Consider the following 19,015-nt stretch of genomic DNA (forward strand, 5'->3'; position numbering starts at 1 on the left):
TCCCGAATGCGTTCGAAGGCAGGGCGGAGAATAGCGCGGGGCCTCGCCAAGGCCACCTTGCCGCTGCGGCAAGACGGCTTTAACGGCGCGGCCATAGGATGGGGCCGAACGGAGCGCCGGAGGCGGGTGAGATGATCGAGGCGCGCACGACCATGCCGCCGGACGGCGTCCGGCGCTTCGCCGCGCTCGACGGATGGCGGGGCGTCTGCGCGCTGATGATCGTCTTCCTTCACGCGCCGGTCGCCGGAACGATCGGGGAGGCGCCGTTCGTGCGCCACGCCTTTCTCTTCGTCGATTTCTTCTTCGTCCTCTCCGGCTTCGTCATCGCCCATGCGTTCGCGACGCGCATCCGCAGCTGGAGCGAGGCAGCCGCCTTCTCGCTCTCGCGGCTGAAGCGGGTCTATCCGCTGCATCTCTTCATGCTGGCCCTCTTCGTCGCCTTCGAACTGGCGATGCTGGCCGTGCGCGGGCCGGGCGCGGCCTTCACGGGCGGCAACGGGCTCGGCGCGCTCCTCGCCAATCTGACGATGACCCATTCGCTGGGAACGGTGGACCGGCTCGGCTGGAACTATCCGAGCTGGTCGATCTCCGCCGAACTCGTGGCCTACGGGCTCTTCGCGCTGGTGCTCGTCCTGGTCCCGCGTCTGTTGAAGCCCTTGCTTCTGGCCGTGCTGATCCTCGCGCCGCTCGGCCTTCATGCCGCCGTCGGGCACATCGACGTTACGGTGGTCTGGGGCTGGCTGCGCTGCCTCTACGGCTTCTCGCTCGGCGTGCTCCTGCGCCTCGTCGTCTGGCCCCGCCTCGGCGGCACGGGCGCTCGACCCTTGCCGAGCCACGCCTGGACGCTGGCGGAGGTGGCGAGCGTCGCCTCGGTCATCGTCTTCGTCGTTGTCGCCGGAACCACGCCGCTCTCGCTCGCCGCGCCCTTCGTGTTCGGCTACGCGCTCCTCGTCTTCGCCCATGAAGGCGGTGCTCTGAGCCGCCTGCTGAAGACCGCGCCCTTCGCCTTCCTCGGGCTGATCTCCTATTCGGTCTACATGACCCACGCCTTCGTGATCTCGCGTGCGATCAACGGCGCGAGCGCGGTGGAGGCGGTCACCGGCATCGCCTTGATGCGCGATCTGCCGGACGGCAGCTCGATCGTGGCCGGCGGCGATCTCGAAGCCGCAATCGCCATGCTCGTCCTGATCTCCGGGACGCTCGCCATGAGCGCGCTGACCTGGCGCTTCGTCGAGAAGCCCGGCCAGCGCCTGTCGCTGCGCCGAAAGTCGGCCCCGGCCCCAGCGCGCGCCTGAGATCAGCCGGCTGACAGCCGCCGGACCGAGACGAGCCGCAGGCCGACGACGGCGATCCACAGCGTCATCCAGATCGGCGAGCCGCGCTCGAAGAAGAAGCTTTCCAGAAAGGCGTTCAGGAGCAGGAAGGCGAGGATCATCAGGAAGAGATCGGCGAGGCGCACGGTCTCCCGATCGCTGCCGGTGCGCGCATAGTCGACCAGCGGCAGGACGACGAGCGTCAGGACGCCGAGAACGAGGCCCGGAATGCCGCTCGTAATGAGCAGGTCCATGTAGCCGGAATGTCCGTTGGCGGCGCCGCGCGGGTCCCAGGCGAGCTCGCGGCTCGGCTCGCTGGCGAAAACCGTCGCCGCGCGCCAGAAGGAATCGAGGCCGAAGCCGAGCCAGCGCCGCCCTTCCGAAAGATCGAAGGCGTAAGCCCAGAGGAAGGTGCGTCCCGTCAGCGTCGGGTCCGGCAGGATCGGCGTCAGGGCCGCCTGGAGGGCGGGGGAGACGGTCAGGCCGATCGTCAGTGCGGCGAGGCCGAAGACGAGCATCGCCACGCCGAAGGCCGCCAGTAGCTTCCCGCCGATCAGCCGGGCGCCGACGATGGAGACCGCGACGGCCGGGAGCAGGAGCGCGGCCGTGCGCGAGCCGGTCTGCAGGACGAAAAGGAGCGAGAGGCCCGCGATCGCCCCGCCGGTCAGCCATTGCCGGCAGCGCAGGAGGTAGATGCCGGCGAAGAAGAGCGCCGCCATCATGGCGCCCGCGATGTTCTTGTGGCTGTAGACGCCGCGCCAGAGGCCCCCGTGGTGTCCCTCGGGGCCGAAGAAGGAATGGACGCCGATCTCCGGCAGCGCAGCCACGCCGAAATAGGAGAGCGCCAGCACCGTGGCGCAGGCGACCGTCAGGCAGAAGCGGAAGGCGCGCACCGTCGGCGGCAGGCAGAGGACGCCCGTCGCCGCGATCATCGCCGCGACCATGAAGGCGTAGGCGCGCCGTGCGCCTTCCGGCTCGACGGCCTGCGCGGTCGTCACCGCGTACCAGAGGATCGTCACGATCCAGACCGGGCGCAGGAGCGACAGCACGACGCGCCGGTCGGTGAAGAGAAGGTGGCCGAGAAGCGCGATGGCCGCCAGAAGGCCGTAGCCGAGCTGGTTGACGATGTTGCCCTGCTGGCCCGTGCCGGTCGGCACGGTCACGAAGGGCGTCAGCGTGACGAGGAGGGCGGTGAGAAGAACCGCGCCCAGAAGCGTGCGGACGGTCGCGACGATCTCGTCGCGCAGCGCCGCGTCAGTTGGCCTCGGGGCGGCGATATTGCTCATTCACACCCCCGAGGACGGCCTGGAAGCGCCCGAGCGCGATCTGCAGGTGATAGAGGCCGATCACCGCCGACCGGGTCCGGATGCCGAGGCTGGCCGAGCGGAAGGGCGCCGCGGCGAGAAGCGCGCCGCTCTTGGCCAGCGAGCGAAGCCGTCCGCCGAGGCCCCGCGCCTGACGCTGCTCGATGATCGACGAGATCGCCCCGTTGCGCAAGGCGCGCGCGTGAAGCCAGGAGAACTCGGTCCGCCGCTCGGGCATGGTCTCGCGCACGACCGCTTCCGCGCACCAGCCGAAGGAGAAGCCGGCGGCTTTCGACCGGGCGTAGAAGTCGCTGTCACCGCCGCCGAGAAAGTTGAAGGACGGGTCGAGGAAGGGGCGGGGCATCGTCTCCAGAACGTGCCGCGCGATCAGGACATTGCCGGAGGAATAGAGGATCGGCACGCGGCCCGTGCGCTCGTGCGGAGGGGTGAAGACCGGATGGCGCCGGTAGCGCTCGCCGCGCTCGCTGGCGAAGACCGGAACCTGAGGGCCGCCGACGATGTCGGTGCCGAGATCGGAGGCGGTCCGCACAAGCCGTTCGGCCCAGTCCGGCGCGGCGATCTCGTCGTCGTCGATCACGGCAATGTGCTTCATTGCCGGAAAGGACGCCAGAGCCGTCTCCCAGCCGGCATTGTAGGCCGAGCAGTTGCCGCGCTCGGACACGAGGATGACGAGCCCGGAAAGGTCGCCGGCATCGAAGAAGGGGCGTGCCGCCTCGATGCCCTCGCGGCCCTCCGAATCGTTCTCCATGACGATCACCCCCATGTGCCGGCCGGTCGTCTGGCGCGCCAGCGAGGTGAGGGTCAGAGCGAGGTGGCCCGGACGGCGGAAGGTCGGCAGGGTGACGACGAGATCGTATGCGCCGGCGTCCAGACCGGGCGAGGCCAACTCGATGCTCACGCCTGCACTCATGATGGTCCCCGGTCGATCGGCACCATACTGCGCCCTAATGTTCTAAAGGATGCTGAAACCCGGGCGCGGCAACCCAGGGTGCGTCCCCTGAACGGGGACTGGAGGATTGACACAATCGACGGTGCCCCTTCACAGCTTCGTCCCGATACGAGCGGCGCCCGGAGCGACATGCACTGCCTGTTCATCTCCTCCCTGCTGCCCGAACCGGAGCCCCGGACAGGCTTTGAGATCGCCAATGCGGCGATCATGCGGGCCTATGAGGATGCCGGCGTCCGCTTGACCAAGGTGGGCTTCCGCCGGCCGGGCGGGCCTTCGCCGCGCGAAGACGAAATCCTGCTCGGCGATCTCGTGATCGAGAATGCGGGCGCTGGCGCCGCTCGAAAGGCGGCGTGGGTCCTTCGCGCCCTGCGTCTCGGGCTTCCCGTCGCCGGTGCCAAGCTGCGCGTCCTGTCGCGCGAAAGCCTTCTCGAACGTCTTTCTGCGGCGGGGGCGTTCGACGGGGTGATCCTGAACTCCGTCCAGATGCCGGCGGCCTATCCCTTCCTGGTCGATGTGGCCCCTTCGGTCTTCGTCGCGCACAATGTGGAGGCGGTCTCGGCGCGTCAGAACGCCGCGCGCGCGAGCGGCCTTCACGAGCGGCTTCTCTTCGAGCGGGAGGCGAGGCTCGTCGGCGCGGTCGAGGCGGGGCTCTGCCGCTCGGCGTCGGCGGTCCACACCCTGACCCGCGAGGACGCGCAGATGCTGGGGCTGGCGGGAAGCGAGCGTGCGATCCCGCTGCCCCTCTCGCTCGGCCGTGCCCCTCGTCCCGACGACGGAAGGCGGACGCATGACATCGGGCTGATCGGCACCTGGAGCTGGGCGCCGAACCGCGCCGGTCTGGACTGGTTCCTGGAGAGGGTCGTTCCCCGTCTCCCCTCGACGATGTCGATCGCCATCGCGGGGCAGATCGAGGGCCGTCCGCCGGTTCCCGCCAATGTCGCCTTCCTCGGGCGCGTGCCGGACGCGCAGGCCTTCATCCATGCCTCGCGCATTCTCGCCCTGCCGACGACCGCGGGGACCGGCGTCCAGCTCAAGACGCTGGAGATGCTGGAGGAGGGGTTGCCGGCCGTTGCGACGCCGCTCGCGCTGCGCGGCATCGAGGGCGAGCGTCCGGGGACTCTAAGCGTGACGGAGGATCCCGCTGCGTTCGCCGAAGCGCTCGCGGCCGGCGTCGAAGCCGAGCGCGCGGAACGTCTGACGCGCGGCGGGGGCGGTGATTTTGCTGCCCGGCGCCGGGACGAGGCGCGCGCCGCCGCGATGCGAGGCATGGGCCTGCTGGCGAAGGTCCGAGAGTTGCGGGAGCGGCGGGCTTGAGCGCGCAGGCGGGTTCGGTCGCCCTCGTGACCTCGACCTATCGCGGCGATCTCGATCGCTGCCGGCTTCTCTGCGACTCGATCGACGCGCGCGCCAGCGGCCACACGGCGCATTACCTTCTCGTCGAGGAGCGGGACCGCGAGCTCTTCGCGCGCCTGGCCGGGCCGCGCCGCCATGTCGTCGGCGAGCGCGATCTCCTGCCGCGATGGCTGCGGTCCGTCGCCGACCCGCTGAGCCCGTCGCGGCGCCTCTGGCTCCACCCGTTCGGCCTGCCCCTGCGGGGCTGGCACGCCCAGCAGCTCCGCCGCATCGCCTTCGCCGGACAGATGGCGGAGGCGGCGATGCTCTCCTGCGATTCCGACGTCGTCTTCGTGAAGGACTTCGACGCGCGCTCGCTCTTTGACGGCGAGCGCCTCCGCTTCTACCGCGTGCCGGACGGAATCGACGCGGTGGACGAGGGGCGGGAACGAGAGCACGTGGACTGGTCGCGCCGGGCGGGACGGCTGCTGGGGCTCGACGCCCCCGAGACGCGAACCGGCTACATCACGACGCTCGTCCCCTGGCGGGGCGACACGGTGCGCGAGATGCTGGCGCGCATCGAGACGACGACGAAGCGCTCTGCGATGCGCGCGCTCGCCGCCTCGCGCGCCCTGTCGGAATGCACGATCTATGGCCGGTTCGTGGAGGAGGCGGAGGATCGTCCGGACCGCCATGCGCCGACCGACCGGCCTCTGGCGCGCGTGCGCTGGGCCGGGGCCGCGCTGGATTCGCGGGAGATCGAGGGGCTTCTGGACGCGATGGCGCCGCAGGAGGCCGCCCTTTGCATCCAGTCCTTCATCGGAACCGACACGGCGCTCATTCGCCGGGCAGCGGGGCTCGGCTGACGGAACGCGGGCTCCGCCCGCCCGTCCAGTCGTAGGCGGCGTAGCTCGCCGCGGCCGAGACTAGCCAGAGCGTCGCGAAGACGCCGTTGAGGCCCAGAACCCAGCTCGTGCCGTCCATGTCGGCCATGAGGATCATGCTCATCAGTCCGGCCTTGATGATCGTCAGAAGGACGAGGATCAGAACGCGCACGCCCGTCTTGCCGCGCGCGTAGAGAAGTTCGCTCTCGTACTCGACGAGGTTGCGGAAGGCGGGAACGAGAAGCGCCAGCAGCAGGAAGGGCGCGGCGTCCGACACGTTGTCGCCGAGAATACGAGGCTCGATCTGCAGGACGATGCCCATGGCGGCCATGGCGCCCACGGAGACGAAGGCGATCGCGCCTTCGATCGTCCAGCGCTTGGTCCAGGAGGAAAGCCAGTCCGCCGACACCATCAGGCGCTGGACGATGAGCGTGTTGGCCGAGCGCACGGGCAGGGCCGTCAGGTCGATGAGCCGCATAAGGATGGCGTAGATGCCCGCCGTGTAGGGTCCGCCGAGCGCCAGGACCAGGAGCTTGTCGAGTTCGGACTGGAGATAGAAGGCGATCTCGGCGCCGGCCACGGCGACGGCGTCGCGCGAGCGCGCCAGATAGAGGCGGGGCGCCCAGCGCAGCCGCACCCTCGGGTAGAAGAGAGCGACCGCCAGAAGCGCGGCGAGCGCGTTGGCAGCCAGATAGACGAGCGCCCAGACCGCCAGCGACCCGTCGGACAGGAGCGCGAAGGCGAGCGCGGCGAGCGCGCGGATGCTCGACCCCATGATGACGATCAGCGCGCCGCGCCCGAAGCGGCGCATGCCGTTGTTGACGATGCAGACGGTTTCCAGCGTGCGCCAGAACAGAACTTCCGCGCACAGGATCGCGACGAAGCTGGAAAGCGCCATCTCGCCGGAGAAGAGCGCGAGATAGAAGGCGAGACCCAGAGCGGCGACGAGCGGCAGGGACGCGAGCGTCGCGGCGATCAGTCCGGCCGAGTAGACCCCGATCAGGCTCTTCTTGCCGGTGGCGATCCGATAGAGTGGCGATGTGAAGCCGAGGCCGCCGACGCGCGAGAGCACGATGCCGACCGAGGCGGCCGTCGCGAAGAGGCCGAACTCGTCGACCGAAAGCGTGTTGGCGACGCTGACGAAATAGAGGAGGGAGAGAACGAGACGCCCTGCCGCTCCGCTCAGGAGCTTCGCATAGCTGCCGGCGGCGCCGAGACCCGACCTGAACCCCTGCCGCCAGACGTCCCTGAAACCCATTCGCACATGCTCCAAAGCGAGGCCGCCGTTGAACCGGACGCTCACCCGACAAGCCTCCCCCGCGCGCGAGGATAGTGCGACGGGTTTAACGCGTCGTTCCTTCATGGGAATGGGCGCGGCGGCGGCCTTGAGCCTGCCGGGCCGGCCGGTCGCCGCGCAAGGCCGGGGCGTGCCGTTCGGCGGGGCGATCCAGCACGAGCATCTGGAGGATGCGTCCTATCGGCGGGCCTTCCTCGAGCATTGCGACATCGTCCCTCCGATGAACGAGCTGAAGTTCGGCCTGGTCCAGTGGGAGCGCGGCGTCTTCGACTTCTCGCGGGCCGACCGGCTGGTCGATTTCGCGCTCGACAACGGCAGGAGCTCGCGGGGACACGCCTTCGTCTGGTGGTCCACCAACCCGCCCTGGCTCGACGCTCTGAGCGACGCGCGAGAGGCGGAGGCGGTGCTCATCGAGCATATCGAGCGCACGGCGGATCATTTCCGTGGACGGCTGACAGATTGGGACGTCGTCAACGAGGTGATCGCCAACGATCCGCGCGGTCATCCGGGCGGCCCCTTGCGCGACACGGTCTGGCGAAGGCTTCTCGGTGAGCGGCACATACCGCTGGCCTTCCAGACGCTCGCCCGGACCGACCCTTCGGCCGGCTGCGTCATCAACGACTACGATCTGGAATTTACCGGCGAGCGCTACGACGCGCGGCGCCGCGTCATGCTCGACATCGTGCGCCAGCTCCAGGATGCGGGCCTGCGCGTCGATGCCGTCGGGCTGCAGGCGCATCTCTACGCCCACTACCGGATCGACGTCGAAGGCCTCGCCCGCTTCAAGGAGGATCTCGCGCGGCTCGGCGTGGACGTGATCGTCACCGAGCTCGACGTCATCCAATACGGCATCGAGGGTGGGCCGGAGGCGCAGGACGAGGCGGCGGGACGCATCGTCTCCGACCTGATGGGCGCCGTCCTGCCGGGCCGTCCGCCGCGCGCCGTCATCGCCTGGGGTCTGACGGACCGCTACACCTGGGTCGACGACGTGATGCCGCGCGACGACGGCACGCCCTCGCGCTCCCATCCCCTCGATGCCGACATGCGCGAGAAGGCGTGGTACCGCGACCTGAGACGCAGGCTGCGGGAGGCGGCCTGACGCTCGACCCCGTCCGGCATGATCCTGTATGAGCGTCCGAGCCGGAGGTTTAACCGTTTCTTTTCCATGATCGCGGAAAGTCGCGGGTAACCTTTGCGAAAGACCAGACCGAGGCGGGACCCGCGCGACATGTTCACCAGTCAGCAGACTCCCGACCAGCCGGCCCGCCGAGCCGCGCCGGCCGAGACGGGCGCGCCGATCCTCGATCCCTTCTTCGTGATCTGGCGGATCTGGAAGGCCAAGTGGTGGATCCTCCTCCTGGCGATCCTGGGCGCGGCGATCGGCGTCTTCCTGGCGCTGCAGATTCCGCGCACCTACTACGCCGCCACCGACCTCATCCTCGATCCGCGCGGGGTGAACCTCGTTCAGAACGAGGTGACGCAGACGCCGCTCGGCCTCGCCTCCGACGCCGCGCTGGCGCTGATCCAGAGCCAGATCGCCGTCATCACATCCTCCTCCGTCCTCGGACGCGTCGTGGACGAGGCCGGCCTGACGCAGGACCCCGAATTCAACGGCACGGCCGAGGGGCCGTTCGACCGCTTCATCCCCTCGATCGCCTTCCTCGGATCGAGCGAGACCGCGCCGGTGACCGAGGAGGGACGGCGCCTCGTCACCCTCAACAATCTGCGCCGCCACGTCTCGGCCGCGCGCAACGCCAACAGCTTCGTCATCACCGTCACGGTCGAGAGCCGCGATCCGGGGAAGGCCGCAGACCTCGCCAACCGGGTCGCCGAGACCTTCGTCGAGGAGCAGGTCCGCGCCCAGGCCGAGACGGCGCGCAACGCCACGGCCCTCGTCTCGACGCGGCTCGTCGAGCTTCGCCAGCGGGTCGGCGAGGCGGAGGAGGCGGTCGAGCGCTACCGCGCAGAGAACCGGCTTCTGGGCGTCGGCGGCCGGCTGATCGACGACGAGTTCATTCTTCGCATCAACAATCAGCTCGCCAATGTGCGCGCCGAGATCACGGGGCTGAGGGTCCGTGCCGAATCCATGCGGCAGACGAGCGTGGAGGACGTGGTCCAGGGCACCTTCCCGGAGGAGCTGTCCTCGCCCTCGCTGGTGCGGCTGCGCCAGTCCTTCGCCGAGGCCGAGCAGCAGAACGCGATCCTGTCCGCGCGCTTCGGCCCGCGCCACCCGCAGCGCATCGCCAGCGAAGAGAGCCTGGCCTCCACGCGCCAGGCGATCGCCGGCGAACTCGGCCGGATCGTCTCCGCCGCCCAGACCGAGCTCGCGCGCGCCGAGGAGACCGAGCGCGACCTGTCGACGCAGATCGAAAGCCTGCGCGGCCAGCAGTTCGAGACCAGCGAATCCTTCGTGGCGCTGCGCGAGCTGGAGCGGGAGGTCGAGGCCTCGCGCGCCGTCTACGAGGCCTATCTCCTGCGCTCGCGCGAACTCGGGGAGCAGGAGAGCCTGAACACCTTGAACGTGCGCACGATCTCCGAGGCGACGCCGCCGCTCCAGCCGGCCTCCTCCTCGCGCAAGCTCGTCGTCGCGGCGGGCGGCATCCTCGGCCTCGGCCTGGGAGTCGGCCTCGCCTTCCTGTCGGCGATCTCGCAGCTCCTGCGGGCCCGTGCGAACCGCCCGGCCTTCGCTCCGGCCGCTCCCGAGACGCCGGGCGGCGAGGGTTTCGACCGTCCGGTCTGGACGGCCCTGCCGCCGCCGGCCGCAAAGCCTGCACCGCAGGCGCCCGCCGAGCCCGAACCGCGCGCGCGTTCCGTCGACAATCCCCTGCGGGCGCGGGCGGCGGACCGCTCGGCTTCGTCCGAGCCGGTCGACCCTGAGCCGCGCAGGGCCGCGGAGACCGTGCCGCCCGTCGTCCCGGTGCCGCAGCCGGCCGAAGATCGCGCCTCGGCGCCGGACGAGAGCCTGAAGCCGGACGCTGCCGACGAGCCGCCGGTGAAGCCCGAGGGAGCGAGCGAGCCCGCCGCGACATCCGCGCCGGCCACGCCGGACGCGCCGAATGCCGAGCCGCCAGCGCAAACGCCTCGGGCCGAGCCGTCCGCCGTGGACGAGAATGCCGTGCCCGAAGCCGGGGGCGAGGACGGGGAGACCGCCTCGGAGCGGCGCGAGAAGCTTCGGCGACGCATCCGCCAGATCGGCGCGCGCCGCGACGTCGCCTCCGCGCCTCTCGACGAGGCGCATGTCTCGCAGGCGATCCGACGCCTGACGCGCGGCGATCGCCGCACCATCGCGGAGATGCGCCGCCGCCGCGATGCCGAGACGGGCGAGGGGCTCTGACGCTTCCTTGTCCGTGAGGGCGGGCTCCCCGGCGCGACGGCGCGCTTTCGCCCGGCGGTGCGATGCTCTAATCCGGATGAGCCATTCCACGGAGCCGTCCATGGCTGCCAGCACGCCCGACTTCGTCGAGATCGACGGCAATCCGCGACCGGAGGGTCTGACCGGCGGCTGGCTGAGGCTGCGCGACGGCAAGCGGCTGCGCTACGCGCTGGCCAAACCGGAGCGTGCGGCGCGAGGCACCGTTCTCCTGCTCGCCGGGCGCAACGAGACGATCGAGAAGTATTTCGAGACCATCGGCGATCTGACCTCGCGCGGCTTTGCCGTCGCGACCTTCGACTGGCGGGGGCAGGGCGGCTCGGACCGCCAGATCCGCGACGCCTCGCGCGGCTATGTCGACGGCATCGAGACCTATGTCCGCGATCTCGAGACCTTCATCGAGACGGTCCTCGTGCCGGAATGCCGCGCGCCCTACGTCGTCCTCGCGCATTCGATGGGCGGGCTGGTGGCGCTGGCCGCCGTCCCGAAGCTCGTCCGCCGCTTCGAGCGCATGGTCCTGTCGGCCCCGCTGGTCGGCGTCGGCCCGGGCGCGCCGGGGCGGGGCCCCCTGGCCCTCACCGTCGCCATCATGCGCTGGATCGGCCTCGGGCGCGTGCCGATCCGACGGGTGGAGCGCAGCGGGGGCACGCAGACGCTCGCGGACAACACGCTGACCAGCGATCCGGTGCGGGCCGAGCGCAACCGCCGGCTGGTGGAAGCGGCGCCGCATCTCTTCGTCAGGAGCCTGACGGCGCGCTGGCTGCACGCCTGTTTCCGAGAAATGCGACGGATCGACGATTCGGACGTGATCGCGACGCTCCATCTGCCGACGCTCTTCGTCACGGCCGGCGCCGACCGGGTGGTCGATTCGCCGCGCGCCGAGCGTCTGGCCTGGCGCATGCGGTCCGGTCACGTTCTCTCGATTCCCCACGCGCGGCACGAACTTCTCCAAGAGCGCGACGAGGTGCGCGAGCAGTTCCTCGCCGCCTTCGAGGGCTTCGTCGCCTCCGTCACCCCCATCGCGCCGCCGGCCGGCAGCGAGGAGGCCGTCCTGCGCGATCTGGAGACGCTGAAGGAACAGGTCGCCGAGAACGCGGCCGCCGCGCTCAACGGTTGAGGAGCGCGAGCGCCTCCTCGTGAAGGGCCGGGCTTCCGGCGGCCAGGATCGGTCCGCCCTCCTCGGCCCGGTTCCCGTCCCACCTAGTGACGACCCCGCCGGCCTGCTCGATGATCGGGATCAGCGCCACGATGTCGTAGGGCTGCACCGGCGCTTCGACGCACAAATCCACCTGTCCCGAGGCCAGGAGCGCGAAGCCGTAGGCGTCGGCGCTGTATCGCGTCAGCCGCGCATCGGCACGCAGCTCTTCGAAGCGCGCGGTGCCTTCCTCGTCGTAGATCGTCGGGTCGGTGGTGAAGAGAATGGCCTCGGACAGGGAAACGCCCGAGCGCGTCCGCAGGGAGCGTTCCGCGCCGCCATGAAGCAGGACCGCGCGGGAGCCGTCGGCGACATAGGCCTCGCCGGTGAAGGGCTGGCTCATCACGCCCATGCGCGCCCGTCCGTCCACCGTCAGTCCGATCAGCGTCGCCCAGAGCGGAACGCCGCAGATGAAGGAGCGCGTGCCGTCGATCGGGTCGATGACCCAGCGATGCGGCCCTTCGCCGGACGCGCCGTACTCCTCGCCGAGGATGGCGTGGTCGGGAAAGCGCTCGCGGATGCGCTCCACGATCGCGCGTTCGGCGGCGCGGTCCGCCTCCGTCACCGGGTCGAAGCCCTGCGCGAGCTTGTTGGCGATCTCGGTCCCGGCACGGAAGCGCGGCAGCGTCTGGCGGGCGGCGAGGTCGGCGAGTTCGAGGAGGAAGGCGGCGTCGGGCCCGCCCGCGGCCAAGGCGCGGCTCATTCCGCCGCCGCCGGCCGGTCGAGTTCGGACTCGATCTCGGCGCTGAAGAAGCTGGCGAAGGTCCAGAGCTGCTGGCGGACCTCGTCGAAGGCGGGGAGCGGCATCAGGGCTTCCTCGTCGGCGTAGAGGGATCGGTTGAGTTCGAGCTGGATGACGTGGGTCCCGGCGCGGGGACGCCCGTATTTCTCGGTGATGTAGCCGCCCGCATAGGGCTTGTTGCGCGCCACCTCCCAGCCCAGCGCGCAGAGGCGCTCCATCGCCATGGCGACGATGCGCGGCGACGCGCTGGTGCCGAATCGGTCGCCGAGAACGATGTCCGGCCGGCGGCGGCCGGGCAGGGCGCGCACGGTGGACGGCATGGAATGGCAGTCGACGAGGATGGCGATCCCGAAGAGTGCGACGGTGCGCCGCAGAAGCTCGCCGAGCACGGTGTGGAAGGGATGGTAGACCGTCTCGATCCGCCCCAGCGCCTCGTCCCGGCCGATCCGGCCCGAATAGATCTCCTGGCGCTCGGCCACGATGCGCGGGATCGTGCCGAGCCCGCCCGCCACGCGCGCCGAGCCCGTGTTGGCGTAGCTCGGGAGCTCGCCGTCGAACATGCGCGGATCGAGCTCGTAGGGCTCGCGGTTGACGTCGACATAGGCGCGCGGAAACCGCGCGACGAGGAGCGGGGCGCCCAGCGCGGGCGCGAAGTCGAAGAGCCTGTCGACGAAGAGGTCCTCGGACTGCCGGATCGCCGCGCCCTTCAGCCGCGTCGCCTCCAGCAGCGACAGGGGATAGGCCCGGCCCGAATGCGGCGAGGAGAAGACCAGCGGCGTGGTCTGCCGCTGCGGCTCGAAGACCTCGAAGGCGGGGCAGGGACCGGCCGGCGTCTCGAGGGTCGGGGCGGGATAGGGCAAGGCGGCGTTCCGTTCGTCTCGTGCCTGAATCTAGGGTCGCACATGCCCGTGAACATTCCCCTTCGCAGGCGGGGAGGCGATCTGTTAAGGGAATGACTTCAGACTATGCCATAAAGCGGGCGTGGGCGTCCGCGGCACGCGACGGGACGCAGGAACGATGTCGAAAATCCTTCTGGCCGAAGACGACAACGACATGCGTCGTTTTCTCGCCAAGGCCTTGGAAAAGGCCGGCTACGAGGTAACGGCCTACGACAACGGCTCGAGCGCCTATGAGCGGCTTCGCGAGGAGCCCTTCTCGCTGCTGCTGACCGACATCGTGATGCCGGAGATGGACGGAATCGAGCTGGCGCGGCGCGCCACCGAACTCGATCCCGACCTGAAGGTGATGTTCATCACCGGTTTCGCGGCCGTCGCGCTGAACCCCGATTCGAAGGCTCCGAAGGACGCCAAGATCCTCTCCAAGCCCTTCCACCTGCGCGAGCTCGTCGACGAAGTCGGCAAGATGCTGCAGGACGCGGCCTGACGTTTCACGAATTCGCCGAAACGGGTCGTCGAGCGTCAGAAGCCCGCTTGACCCGTCCGGCGGGTTGTGGTCTACGGGCGGTCGTCGAAAGGGCGTGTAGCTCAGCGGGAGAGCACTACGTTGACATCGTAGGGGTCACAGGTTCAATCCCTGTCACGCCCACCATTCGACCCCCTGCACAACAGGGCTTTCAGCATTGTCGTCCCCAACGGGGACGCATCGGCCGGTGATCTGCGCGTGGCTTGCGCGTTGCGGCCTTCTTCCAGCGGAAGCTTTTCGACCGAATGGCGGTCGATTTCCTCCATGATCCAGTCCGTCGCTGCCGCCGCTTCCCGCATGTATTCCGGGTCCGCGATCTCGTAGCTCGACCTCGTGTCCTGGCGCACGGGGCCGAGCCGGATTCGCCGCTAGCTCGCGATCGAGTTCGATGCCCGGCGCGGCCCGCACGCCGGTCGCCACGAGAGCGCGATTCGCCCGCCGCGGAGGGCGGTGGGTCCCGCTCCCCTCGTCCATCGCTCCAAAGGACTATGTCTCGCTCGGCCCGTCGTCCGGGTGGCCGATCTCGGTGAAGTAGCCGCCCAGATATCGGACCGCCGGGGCTTTCGGGTCCGGCGCGGGCGTCGAGCCTTCCACCTTGTCGCGAAACGGCTCGGAACTGTCCTGCGGCCGGTAGCCGAGATGGTTGGCGCTGCTGTTGTCCACCGTCTTCACCCGGTTGTCGGACATGCCGAAGGAAATGGTGTGGCCGACGCGCGGCGCGATGAGCGCGGCTTCGACGAGACGCACGCAGTCGGCGAAGGAGAGATAGGACCAGAGATGCCTGCGGTCGGCGGGTTCGGGAAAGGACGAGAAGATCCGCAGGCAGGCGGTTTCGATGCCGAACTTGTCCCAGTAGAGCCGGCTGAGGCCTTCGACGAAGACCTTGGAGACACCGTAGAGGCTGTCCGGGCGCACCGGGGCGTCGACGCCGATATGGGCGTCGACCTCGTGATAGCCGATCGCATGGACGGAAGAGGCGTAGACGATGCGCCTCACGCCGTGTTTCCGGGCGGCTTCGTAGACGTGGTAGGAGCCGCGAATGGTGGAGTCGAGCACGACCTCCCAAGGCCGCTCCTCCGGCGCGCCGCCGAAATGGACGATGGCGTCGCAGCCCTCGACCGCGCTCTCGGTCGCCTCCATGTCGGCGAGATCGAAAATCGCCGCCTCCTCGTGAGCGGCGAGATCGCCGATCGGCTCACGGTCCGCGAGCCGCAGTCTTCCTGCGAGCGGGGCGATGCCGGTCCGCAGCTGGGAGCCGAGCCGTCCGGCCGCTCCGGTGATGAGGATGCGTTCGTATCGGGCCATCGTCGCTCGTCTCCTGTGGCTGGGCGGCCTCCCGTTGCCGGCTTGGCCTATTCGTCGTCTTTCGCCAGATAGCCTCGGCTGCGGTCGGTGTCCGCCGCCCCGGCGTCGCGCCTTGCGGGATCGCCGTAGCCGCCGCCGCCGGGAAGCTCCAGCACGAGGCGCCGGCCGGCCGGAACGTGCTGCCAGCCCTTGGGGCGCATCGCCGTGCCGTCGTCGAGCTTCACGACGCCCGGCGCGCCGTCCCCGCCGCCGTCGCGGCCGAGCGCGGCGTGGTTCACGCGCTCGAACATGGCGGAGAAGTCGAACTCGTATCCCTCCAGCGGCGCGATCTCGATGATCTGGCCGAGGCCGCCGCGGAACTCGCCTTCGCCGCCCGAGCCCGGCCGCAGCTCCTTGCGCCAGATCACGACCGGCCCGGTGTTTTCGGTCGCCTCGATGGGCATGGTGTGGACGCCGGAGGGAAAGGCGGTGGCCGACAGGCCGTCGATTCCCGGCCGCGCGCCCGTTCCGCCCGAATTGAACATCAGAACCTCCGCGCGCCGGCCGTTCGCGCCGTCCGCCGGGCGGACCGACATGTGGATGTTCCACAAGGCACCCGCGCCCTCCGCCTGGATGCGGCCGGGAAGCGCCTTGGCGAGCGCGCCGAGGACGAGGTCCGGCACCATGTGTCCGAAGATGTGGCGCAGCGCCACCGGCGCGGGGCGAACCGCGTTCAGGATGTTCACCGGCGAGGTGACCTTGAAGAAGGCGAGCGAGGCGGCGTTGTTGGGAATGTCCGGGGCCACAACGCATTTCAGCGCGTAGCAGGCATAGGCCTTGGTGTAGATGATCGGGCAGTTGATGCCGAAACGGCTCATCGGGTCCGTGCCGGCAAAGTCCACCTCCACCGCGTCTTCGCCGATCGTGACGCGCGCGGCGAGCTTGACCGGCGCGTCGTAGCCGTCCGTGGCGAGCTCGTTCGTCCAGCTGCCGCGCGGCAGCGCGGCAAGGCGTTCCTCCATGGCGGAGCGGGTGCGCGAGAAGACGAAGTCGGCCAGCTCGTCGAGCGAGGCGAGGCCGATCTCGCGCATCATCTCGATCAGCCGGCGATGGCCGACCTCGTTGCAGGCGGAGAGCGAGTAGAAATCGCCGACCACCTGATTCGGCTCGCGCACATTCGCCCGGATCAGGCGCACGAGGTCCGCGTTCACCGTTCCGCGCTCAGCGAACTTCATGATCGGGATCTGGATGCCTTCCTCGTAGACGGACTTGGCGTCCGCTCCGAAGCCGCGCCCGCCGACATCCACCACATGCGCCGTGCAGGCGAAGAAGCCGACCAGCCGCCCGTCGAGGAAGGAGGGCGAGACCATGGTGATGTCGTGGAGATGGCCGGTCCCGAGCCAGGGATCGTTGGTGACGTAGGTGTCGCCCTCGAACATCCGCTCGCGCCCGATCGCCTCGATGAAATGGGAGACGGCCTCGGCCATGGTGTTCACATGGCCCGGCGTGCCGGTCACCGCCTGCGCGAGCATCCGGCCCTGCGGATCGAAGACACCGGCCGAAAGATCGCCCGATTCCCGCACCGAGGTCGAGAAGGCCGTGCGCAGGAGCGTCAGCGCCTGCTCCTCCACGACGGAGATCAGGCGGTTCCACATGACCTGCATGCGGATGTCGGCGATGTCGCTCACGAGCGGTCCCCCTTGCGCAGGAGAAGGATGGTGCCGTCGCTCTGGAGCACGGCATCGAAGAGGCTGGTCACGACGGTGGAGGTCTCGCGCTCGACGATCACGGCGGGGCCTTCGACGAGGTCGCCGGGGCTCAACGTGTCACGCGCCACGATGCCGTAGGGCAGGGGTGCGCCGGCCGCCGGATCGAACACCCGGCGCGTCTGCGGCGCGCGGACGGTCCGAACGGCCGCGATCGTCTCGATCGGCCGGGCCTCGTCCCGCCGATCGCTCGCCTTCACCGACCAGGTGACGATCTCGATCTCCAGATCGTCGAGGCCCTCGATGGCGCGGCCGAAGAAGCGCCGGTAGCTGTCGCGGAAGCGCTCCGCCAGCTCGGTAGAGGCCTCCTCTGCGAAAGGCTGATCCGCGAGCGGCACGGGAATCTCCCATCCCTGGCCACGATAGCGCATGAAGGCGGTGATCTCGCGCACGATCTCGCCGCGGGAGCCGGCGCGCACGAAGCGCTCGGCGGTGGCCTTCAGCTCGCCGAGCAGCGCGTTCGCCTCGTTGGGATCGAACCGCGACAGGCGCACCAGGCGCGAGGCCAGCGCCTCGTATCCGAAGGGTGCCTTCAGAAAGCCGATGGCCGAGCCCACGCCCGCGCCGCGCGGCACGAGGCAGCGTTCGATGCCGAGCTTCTCGCACAGGCGCGCGGCATGGAGAGGCGCGGCGCCCCCGAAGGCGATCATGCAGTTGTCGGAGATGGCCTTGCCGTTCTCCACCGCATGGACGCGTGCGGCGTTCGCCATGTTCTCGTCCACGACCTCGCAGATGCCGAAGGCGGCGGACGGCGCGTCCATCGACAGCCGGCCGGCGACGTCGCGCTCGATGGCGCCTTGCGCGGCGGCGGCGTCCAGTCGGATCGCACCGCCCGCGAAATTGTCCGGGTCGAGCTTGCCCATCACGAGGTCGGCGTCGGTGATCGCGGGCCGCGTCCCGCCTCGACCGTAGCAGGCCGGCCCGGGCTCGGAGCCGGCGCTTTCGGGGCCGGTCTGGATCCGCCCCATCGCATCCACCGAGGCAATGGAGCCGCCGCCCGCGCCGATCTCGATCATCTCGATGACCGGGATCGAGATCGGCATGCCCGAGCCCTTGGTGAAGCGATAGGTGCGCGCCACCTCGAAGGTGCGCGCCGTCTGCGGAGCGAAGTCCTCGATGAGGCAGATCTTCGCGGTCGTGCCACCCATGTCGTAGGAGACGACCTTCCGGAGGGCGAAGCGCCGGGCGATATCGGCCGCGAAGATCGCGCCGCCCGCCGGCCCCGACTCGACCAGGCGAACCGGGAACTCGGCGGCCGTCTCGACCGAGATCAGCCCGCCGCCCGAATGGATCATGAAGACGGGGCAGGCGGCGCCCATCTCCTTCAGCCTGACCTGCAGGCGGGCGAGGTAGTCCGCCATCAGCGGGCGCACATAGGCGTTGGCGCAGACCGTGTTGAAGCGCTCGAACTCGCGCATCTGCGGGGAGACCTCGGCACTGATCGAGATCGGGACGTCGAGCTTGGCGGCGAGAATGTCGCGGGCGCGCCGTTCGTGCTCCGGATTGGCGTAGGCGTGGATGAAGCCGATCGCGACCGCGCCGAAGCCGCCGGCGGCGATCCGGTCCGCGATCGCCTCCAGCGCCGCCTCGTCGAGCGGCTGCAGTTCCTGCCCCTCGGCACCGATCCGCCCCTTCACGGTGAAACGGTCCTCGCGGGGGATCAGCGGCTCGGGCAGTCGGATGTCGAGGTCGTACTGCGCGAAGCGGTTCTCGGTGCGCATCTCGACGACGTCCCGGAATCCCTCCGTCGTCACCAGGGCGGTGCGGGCGCCCCGCCGCTCGATCAGCGCGTTGGTGGCGAGGGTCGTTCCATGGATGATCAGGCCGATCGCGGCCGGGTCGATCCCGGCGTCCCGGGTCACGATCCCGATGCCGTCGAGGATCGCCTGCTCCGGCGCGGAATAGTTCGTCAGGACCTTGGTGGAGAAGATCGTGCCTTTGAGGTCGAGCGCGATGTCGGTGAAGGTGCCACCGATATCCGCGCCGAGGCGGATGTCGTCGGTCGTGGAGCTCATGCGTGGGCTTTCCGGTCGTTCAGCGCAGCGGCGCGCATCTGGGTCCAGGGGCGTCGCCGAATGCTCGCCTCCGGGGCGATGGCGCGTTCGATCGGCTCTCGCACGTCGCGCTTCATGTCCG

At 69.7% G+C, this 19,015-nt stretch carries 15 protein-coding genes and 1 tRNA gene; 8 read left to right on the forward strand and 8 right to left on the reverse strand.

Going from position 1 to position 19,015, the window contains the following annotated elements; translation table 11 throughout:
* Nucleotides 1-131 precede the first annotated feature (131 nt).
* Nucleotides 132-1,295, forward strand: coding sequence for an acyltransferase family protein (locus AC6R2M_RS02495; RefSeq protein ID WP_500485181.1), 1,164 nt, complete (start codon nt 132-134; stop codon nt 1,293-1,295).
* A 2-nt stretch (nt 1,296-1,297) separates the two neighbouring features.
* Here AC6R2M_RS02495 and AC6R2M_RS02500 read toward each other — a convergent pair whose 3' ends face one another.
* Together AC6R2M_RS02500 and AC6R2M_RS02505 are read right to left on the reverse strand one after the other, a co-directional pair.
* A complete protein-coding gene (locus AC6R2M_RS02500) occupies nt 1,298-2,599 on the reverse strand; it encodes an O-antigen ligase family protein (RefSeq protein WP_500485183.1) in 1,302 nt (433 codons plus the stop codon).
* The gene (locus tag AC6R2M_RS02505) at nt 2,568-3,548 is read right to left on the reverse strand and encodes a glycosyltransferase family 2 protein (protein ID WP_500485185.1); all 981 of its coding nucleotides are present in this window, start codon (nt 3,546-3,548) and stop codon (nt 2,568-2,570) included. The genes AC6R2M_RS02500 and AC6R2M_RS02505 overlap by 32 nt, the downstream gene beginning before the upstream one ends.
* 168 nt (nt 3,549-3,716) lie before the next feature.
* Here AC6R2M_RS02505 and AC6R2M_RS02510 point away from each other — a divergent pair, with 168 nt between their 5' ends.
* Nucleotides 3,717-4,901 (forward strand): glycosyltransferase, encoded by a 1,185-nt coding sequence (locus AC6R2M_RS02510; RefSeq protein WP_500485187.1) that lies wholly within the window; start codon nt 3,717-3,719, stop codon nt 4,899-4,901.
* The gene (locus AC6R2M_RS02515) at nt 4,898-5,785 is read left to right on the forward strand and encodes a DUF6492 family protein (protein ID WP_500485189.1); all 888 of its coding nucleotides are present in this window, start codon (nt 4,898-4,900) and stop codon (nt 5,783-5,785) included. Before AC6R2M_RS02510 ends, AC6R2M_RS02515 begins: the two co-directional genes overlap by 4 nt.
* Here the strand turns inward: AC6R2M_RS02515 and AC6R2M_RS02520 are convergent.
* Complete coding sequence (locus AC6R2M_RS02520; protein WP_500485191.1) at nt 5,757-7,106, reverse strand: lipopolysaccharide biosynthesis protein; 1,350 nt, start codon at nt 7,104-7,106, stop codon at nt 5,757-5,759. The two genes, AC6R2M_RS02515 and AC6R2M_RS02520, sit on opposite strands and share 29 nt — an antisense overlap.
* Nucleotides 7,107-7,164: 58 nt before the next feature.
* Here AC6R2M_RS02520 and AC6R2M_RS02525 point away from each other — a divergent pair, with 58 nt between their 5' ends.
* The 3 genes from AC6R2M_RS02525 (at nt 7,165) to AC6R2M_RS02535 (ending at nt 11,587) form a co-directional block, all read left to right on the forward strand.
* Nucleotides 7,165-8,199 carry an endo-1,4-beta-xylanase gene (locus AC6R2M_RS02525; RefSeq protein ID WP_500485193.1) on the forward strand — a complete coding sequence of 345 codons (1,035 nt, stop codon included), beginning with the start codon at nt 7,165-7,167 and terminating at the stop codon, nt 8,197-8,199.
* Between the two features lie 129 nt (nt 8,200-8,328).
* Nucleotides 8,329-10,434 carry a GumC family protein gene (locus tag AC6R2M_RS02530; RefSeq protein ID WP_500485196.1) on the forward strand — a complete coding sequence of 702 codons (2,106 nt, stop codon included), beginning with the start codon at nt 8,329-8,331 and terminating at the stop codon, nt 10,432-10,434.
* Nucleotides 10,435-10,534: 100 nt separating this feature from the next.
* Nucleotides 10,535-11,587 (forward strand): alpha/beta fold hydrolase, encoded by a 1,053-nt coding sequence (locus tag AC6R2M_RS02535; protein ID WP_500485198.1) that lies wholly within the window; start codon nt 10,535-10,537, stop codon nt 11,585-11,587.
* Here AC6R2M_RS02535 and hisN read toward each other — a convergent pair.
* Nucleotides 11,577-12,368: a histidinol-phosphatase gene (gene hisN / locus AC6R2M_RS02540; protein ID WP_500485200.1), complete on the reverse strand. Its 792-nt coding sequence runs from the start codon at nt 12,366-12,368 to the stop codon at nt 11,577-11,579. The two genes, AC6R2M_RS02535 and hisN, sit on opposite strands and share 11 nt — an antisense overlap.
* Entirely contained in the window at nt 12,365-13,267 is a 903-nt protein-coding gene (locus AC6R2M_RS02545) for an N-formylglutamate amidohydrolase (protein ID WP_500485202.1), read from the reverse strand. Before AC6R2M_RS02545 ends, hisN begins: the two co-directional genes overlap by 4 nt.
* Before the next feature lie 157 nt (nt 13,268-13,424).
* Here AC6R2M_RS02545 and cpdR point away from each other — a divergent pair, with 157 nt between their 5' ends.
* Nucleotides 13,425-13,790, forward strand: a complete 366-nt coding sequence (gene cpdR, locus AC6R2M_RS02550) for a cell cycle two-component system response regulator CpdR (RefSeq protein WP_500485204.1) — start codon at nt 13,425-13,427, stop codon at nt 13,788-13,790.
* 90 nt (nt 13,791-13,880) lie between these two features.
* Nucleotides 13,881-13,955, forward strand: a tRNA-Val gene (locus tag AC6R2M_RS02555).
* Between the two features lie 360 nt (nt 13,956-14,315).
* On the opposite strand, the gene AC6R2M_RS02560 is transcribed toward AC6R2M_RS02555, so the two are convergent.
* The 3 genes from AC6R2M_RS02560 to AC6R2M_RS02570 are packed head-to-tail and all read right to left on the reverse strand — an operon-like array spanning nt 14,316 to nt 18,894.
* Nucleotides 14,316-15,134 (reverse strand): NAD-dependent epimerase/dehydratase family protein, encoded by an 819-nt coding sequence (locus AC6R2M_RS02560; protein WP_500485206.1) that lies wholly within the window; start codon nt 15,132-15,134, stop codon nt 14,316-14,318.
* A 47-nt stretch (nt 15,135-15,181) separates the two neighbouring features.
* Nucleotides 15,182-16,777 carry a hydantoinase B/oxoprolinase family protein gene (locus tag AC6R2M_RS02565; RefSeq protein WP_500487458.1) on the reverse strand — a complete coding sequence of 532 codons (1,596 nt, stop codon included), beginning with the start codon at nt 16,775-16,777 and terminating at the stop codon, nt 15,182-15,184.
* 20 nt (nt 16,778-16,797) lie between these two features.
* Nucleotides 16,798-18,894 carry a hydantoinase/oxoprolinase family protein gene (locus AC6R2M_RS02570; RefSeq protein ID WP_500485208.1) on the reverse strand — a complete coding sequence of 699 codons (2,097 nt, stop codon included), beginning with the start codon at nt 18,892-18,894 and terminating at the stop codon, nt 16,798-16,800.
* Nucleotides 18,895-19,015 lie beyond the last annotated feature (121 nt).

Source organism: Aureimonas sp. CAS (assembly GCF_059838215.1).

Excerpts from the sequence above, each read along its gene's own strand:
- AC6R2M_RS02495 (WP_500485181.1), top strand. The coding sequence starts at position 132 with ATGATCGAGGCGCGCACGACCATGCCGCCGGACGGCGTCCGGCGCTTC.
- AC6R2M_RS02500 (WP_500485183.1), bottom strand. The coding sequence starts at position 2,599 with ATGAGCAATATCGCCGCCCCGAGGCCAACTGACGCGGCGCTGCGCGAC.
- AC6R2M_RS02505 (WP_500485185.1), bottom strand. The coding sequence starts at position 3,548 with ATGAGTGCAGGCGTGAGCATCGAGTTGGCCTCGCCCGGTCTGGACGCC.
- AC6R2M_RS02510 (WP_500485187.1), top strand. The coding sequence starts at position 3,717 with ATGCACTGCCTGTTCATCTCCTCCCTGCTGCCCGAACCGGAGCCCCGG.
- AC6R2M_RS02525 (WP_500485193.1), top strand. The coding sequence starts at position 7,165 with ATGGGAATGGGCGCGGCGGCGGCCTTGAGCCTGCCGGGCCGGCCGGTC.
- AC6R2M_RS02530 (WP_500485196.1), top strand. The coding sequence starts at position 8,329 with ATGTTCACCAGTCAGCAGACTCCCGACCAGCCGGCCCGCCGAGCCGCG.
- AC6R2M_RS02535 (WP_500485198.1), top strand. The coding sequence starts at position 10,535 with ATGGCTGCCAGCACGCCCGACTTCGTCGAGATCGACGGCAATCCGCGA.
- hisN (WP_500485200.1), bottom strand. The coding sequence starts at position 12,368 with ATGAGCCGCGCCTTGGCCGCGGGCGGGCCCGACGCCGCCTTCCTCCTC.
- cpdR (WP_500485204.1), top strand. The coding sequence starts at position 13,425 with ATGTCGAAAATCCTTCTGGCCGAAGACGACAACGACATGCGTCGTTTT.
- AC6R2M_RS02560 (WP_500485206.1), bottom strand. The coding sequence starts at position 15,134 with ATGGCCCGATACGAACGCATCCTCATCACCGGAGCGGCCGGACGGCTC.
- AC6R2M_RS02565 (WP_500487458.1), bottom strand. The coding sequence starts at position 16,777 with ATGCAGGTCATGTGGAACCGCCTGATCTCCGTCGTGGAGGAGCAGGCG.
- AC6R2M_RS02570 (WP_500485208.1), bottom strand. The coding sequence starts at position 18,894 with ATGAGCTCCACGACCGACGACATCCGCCTCGGCGCGGATATCGGTGGC.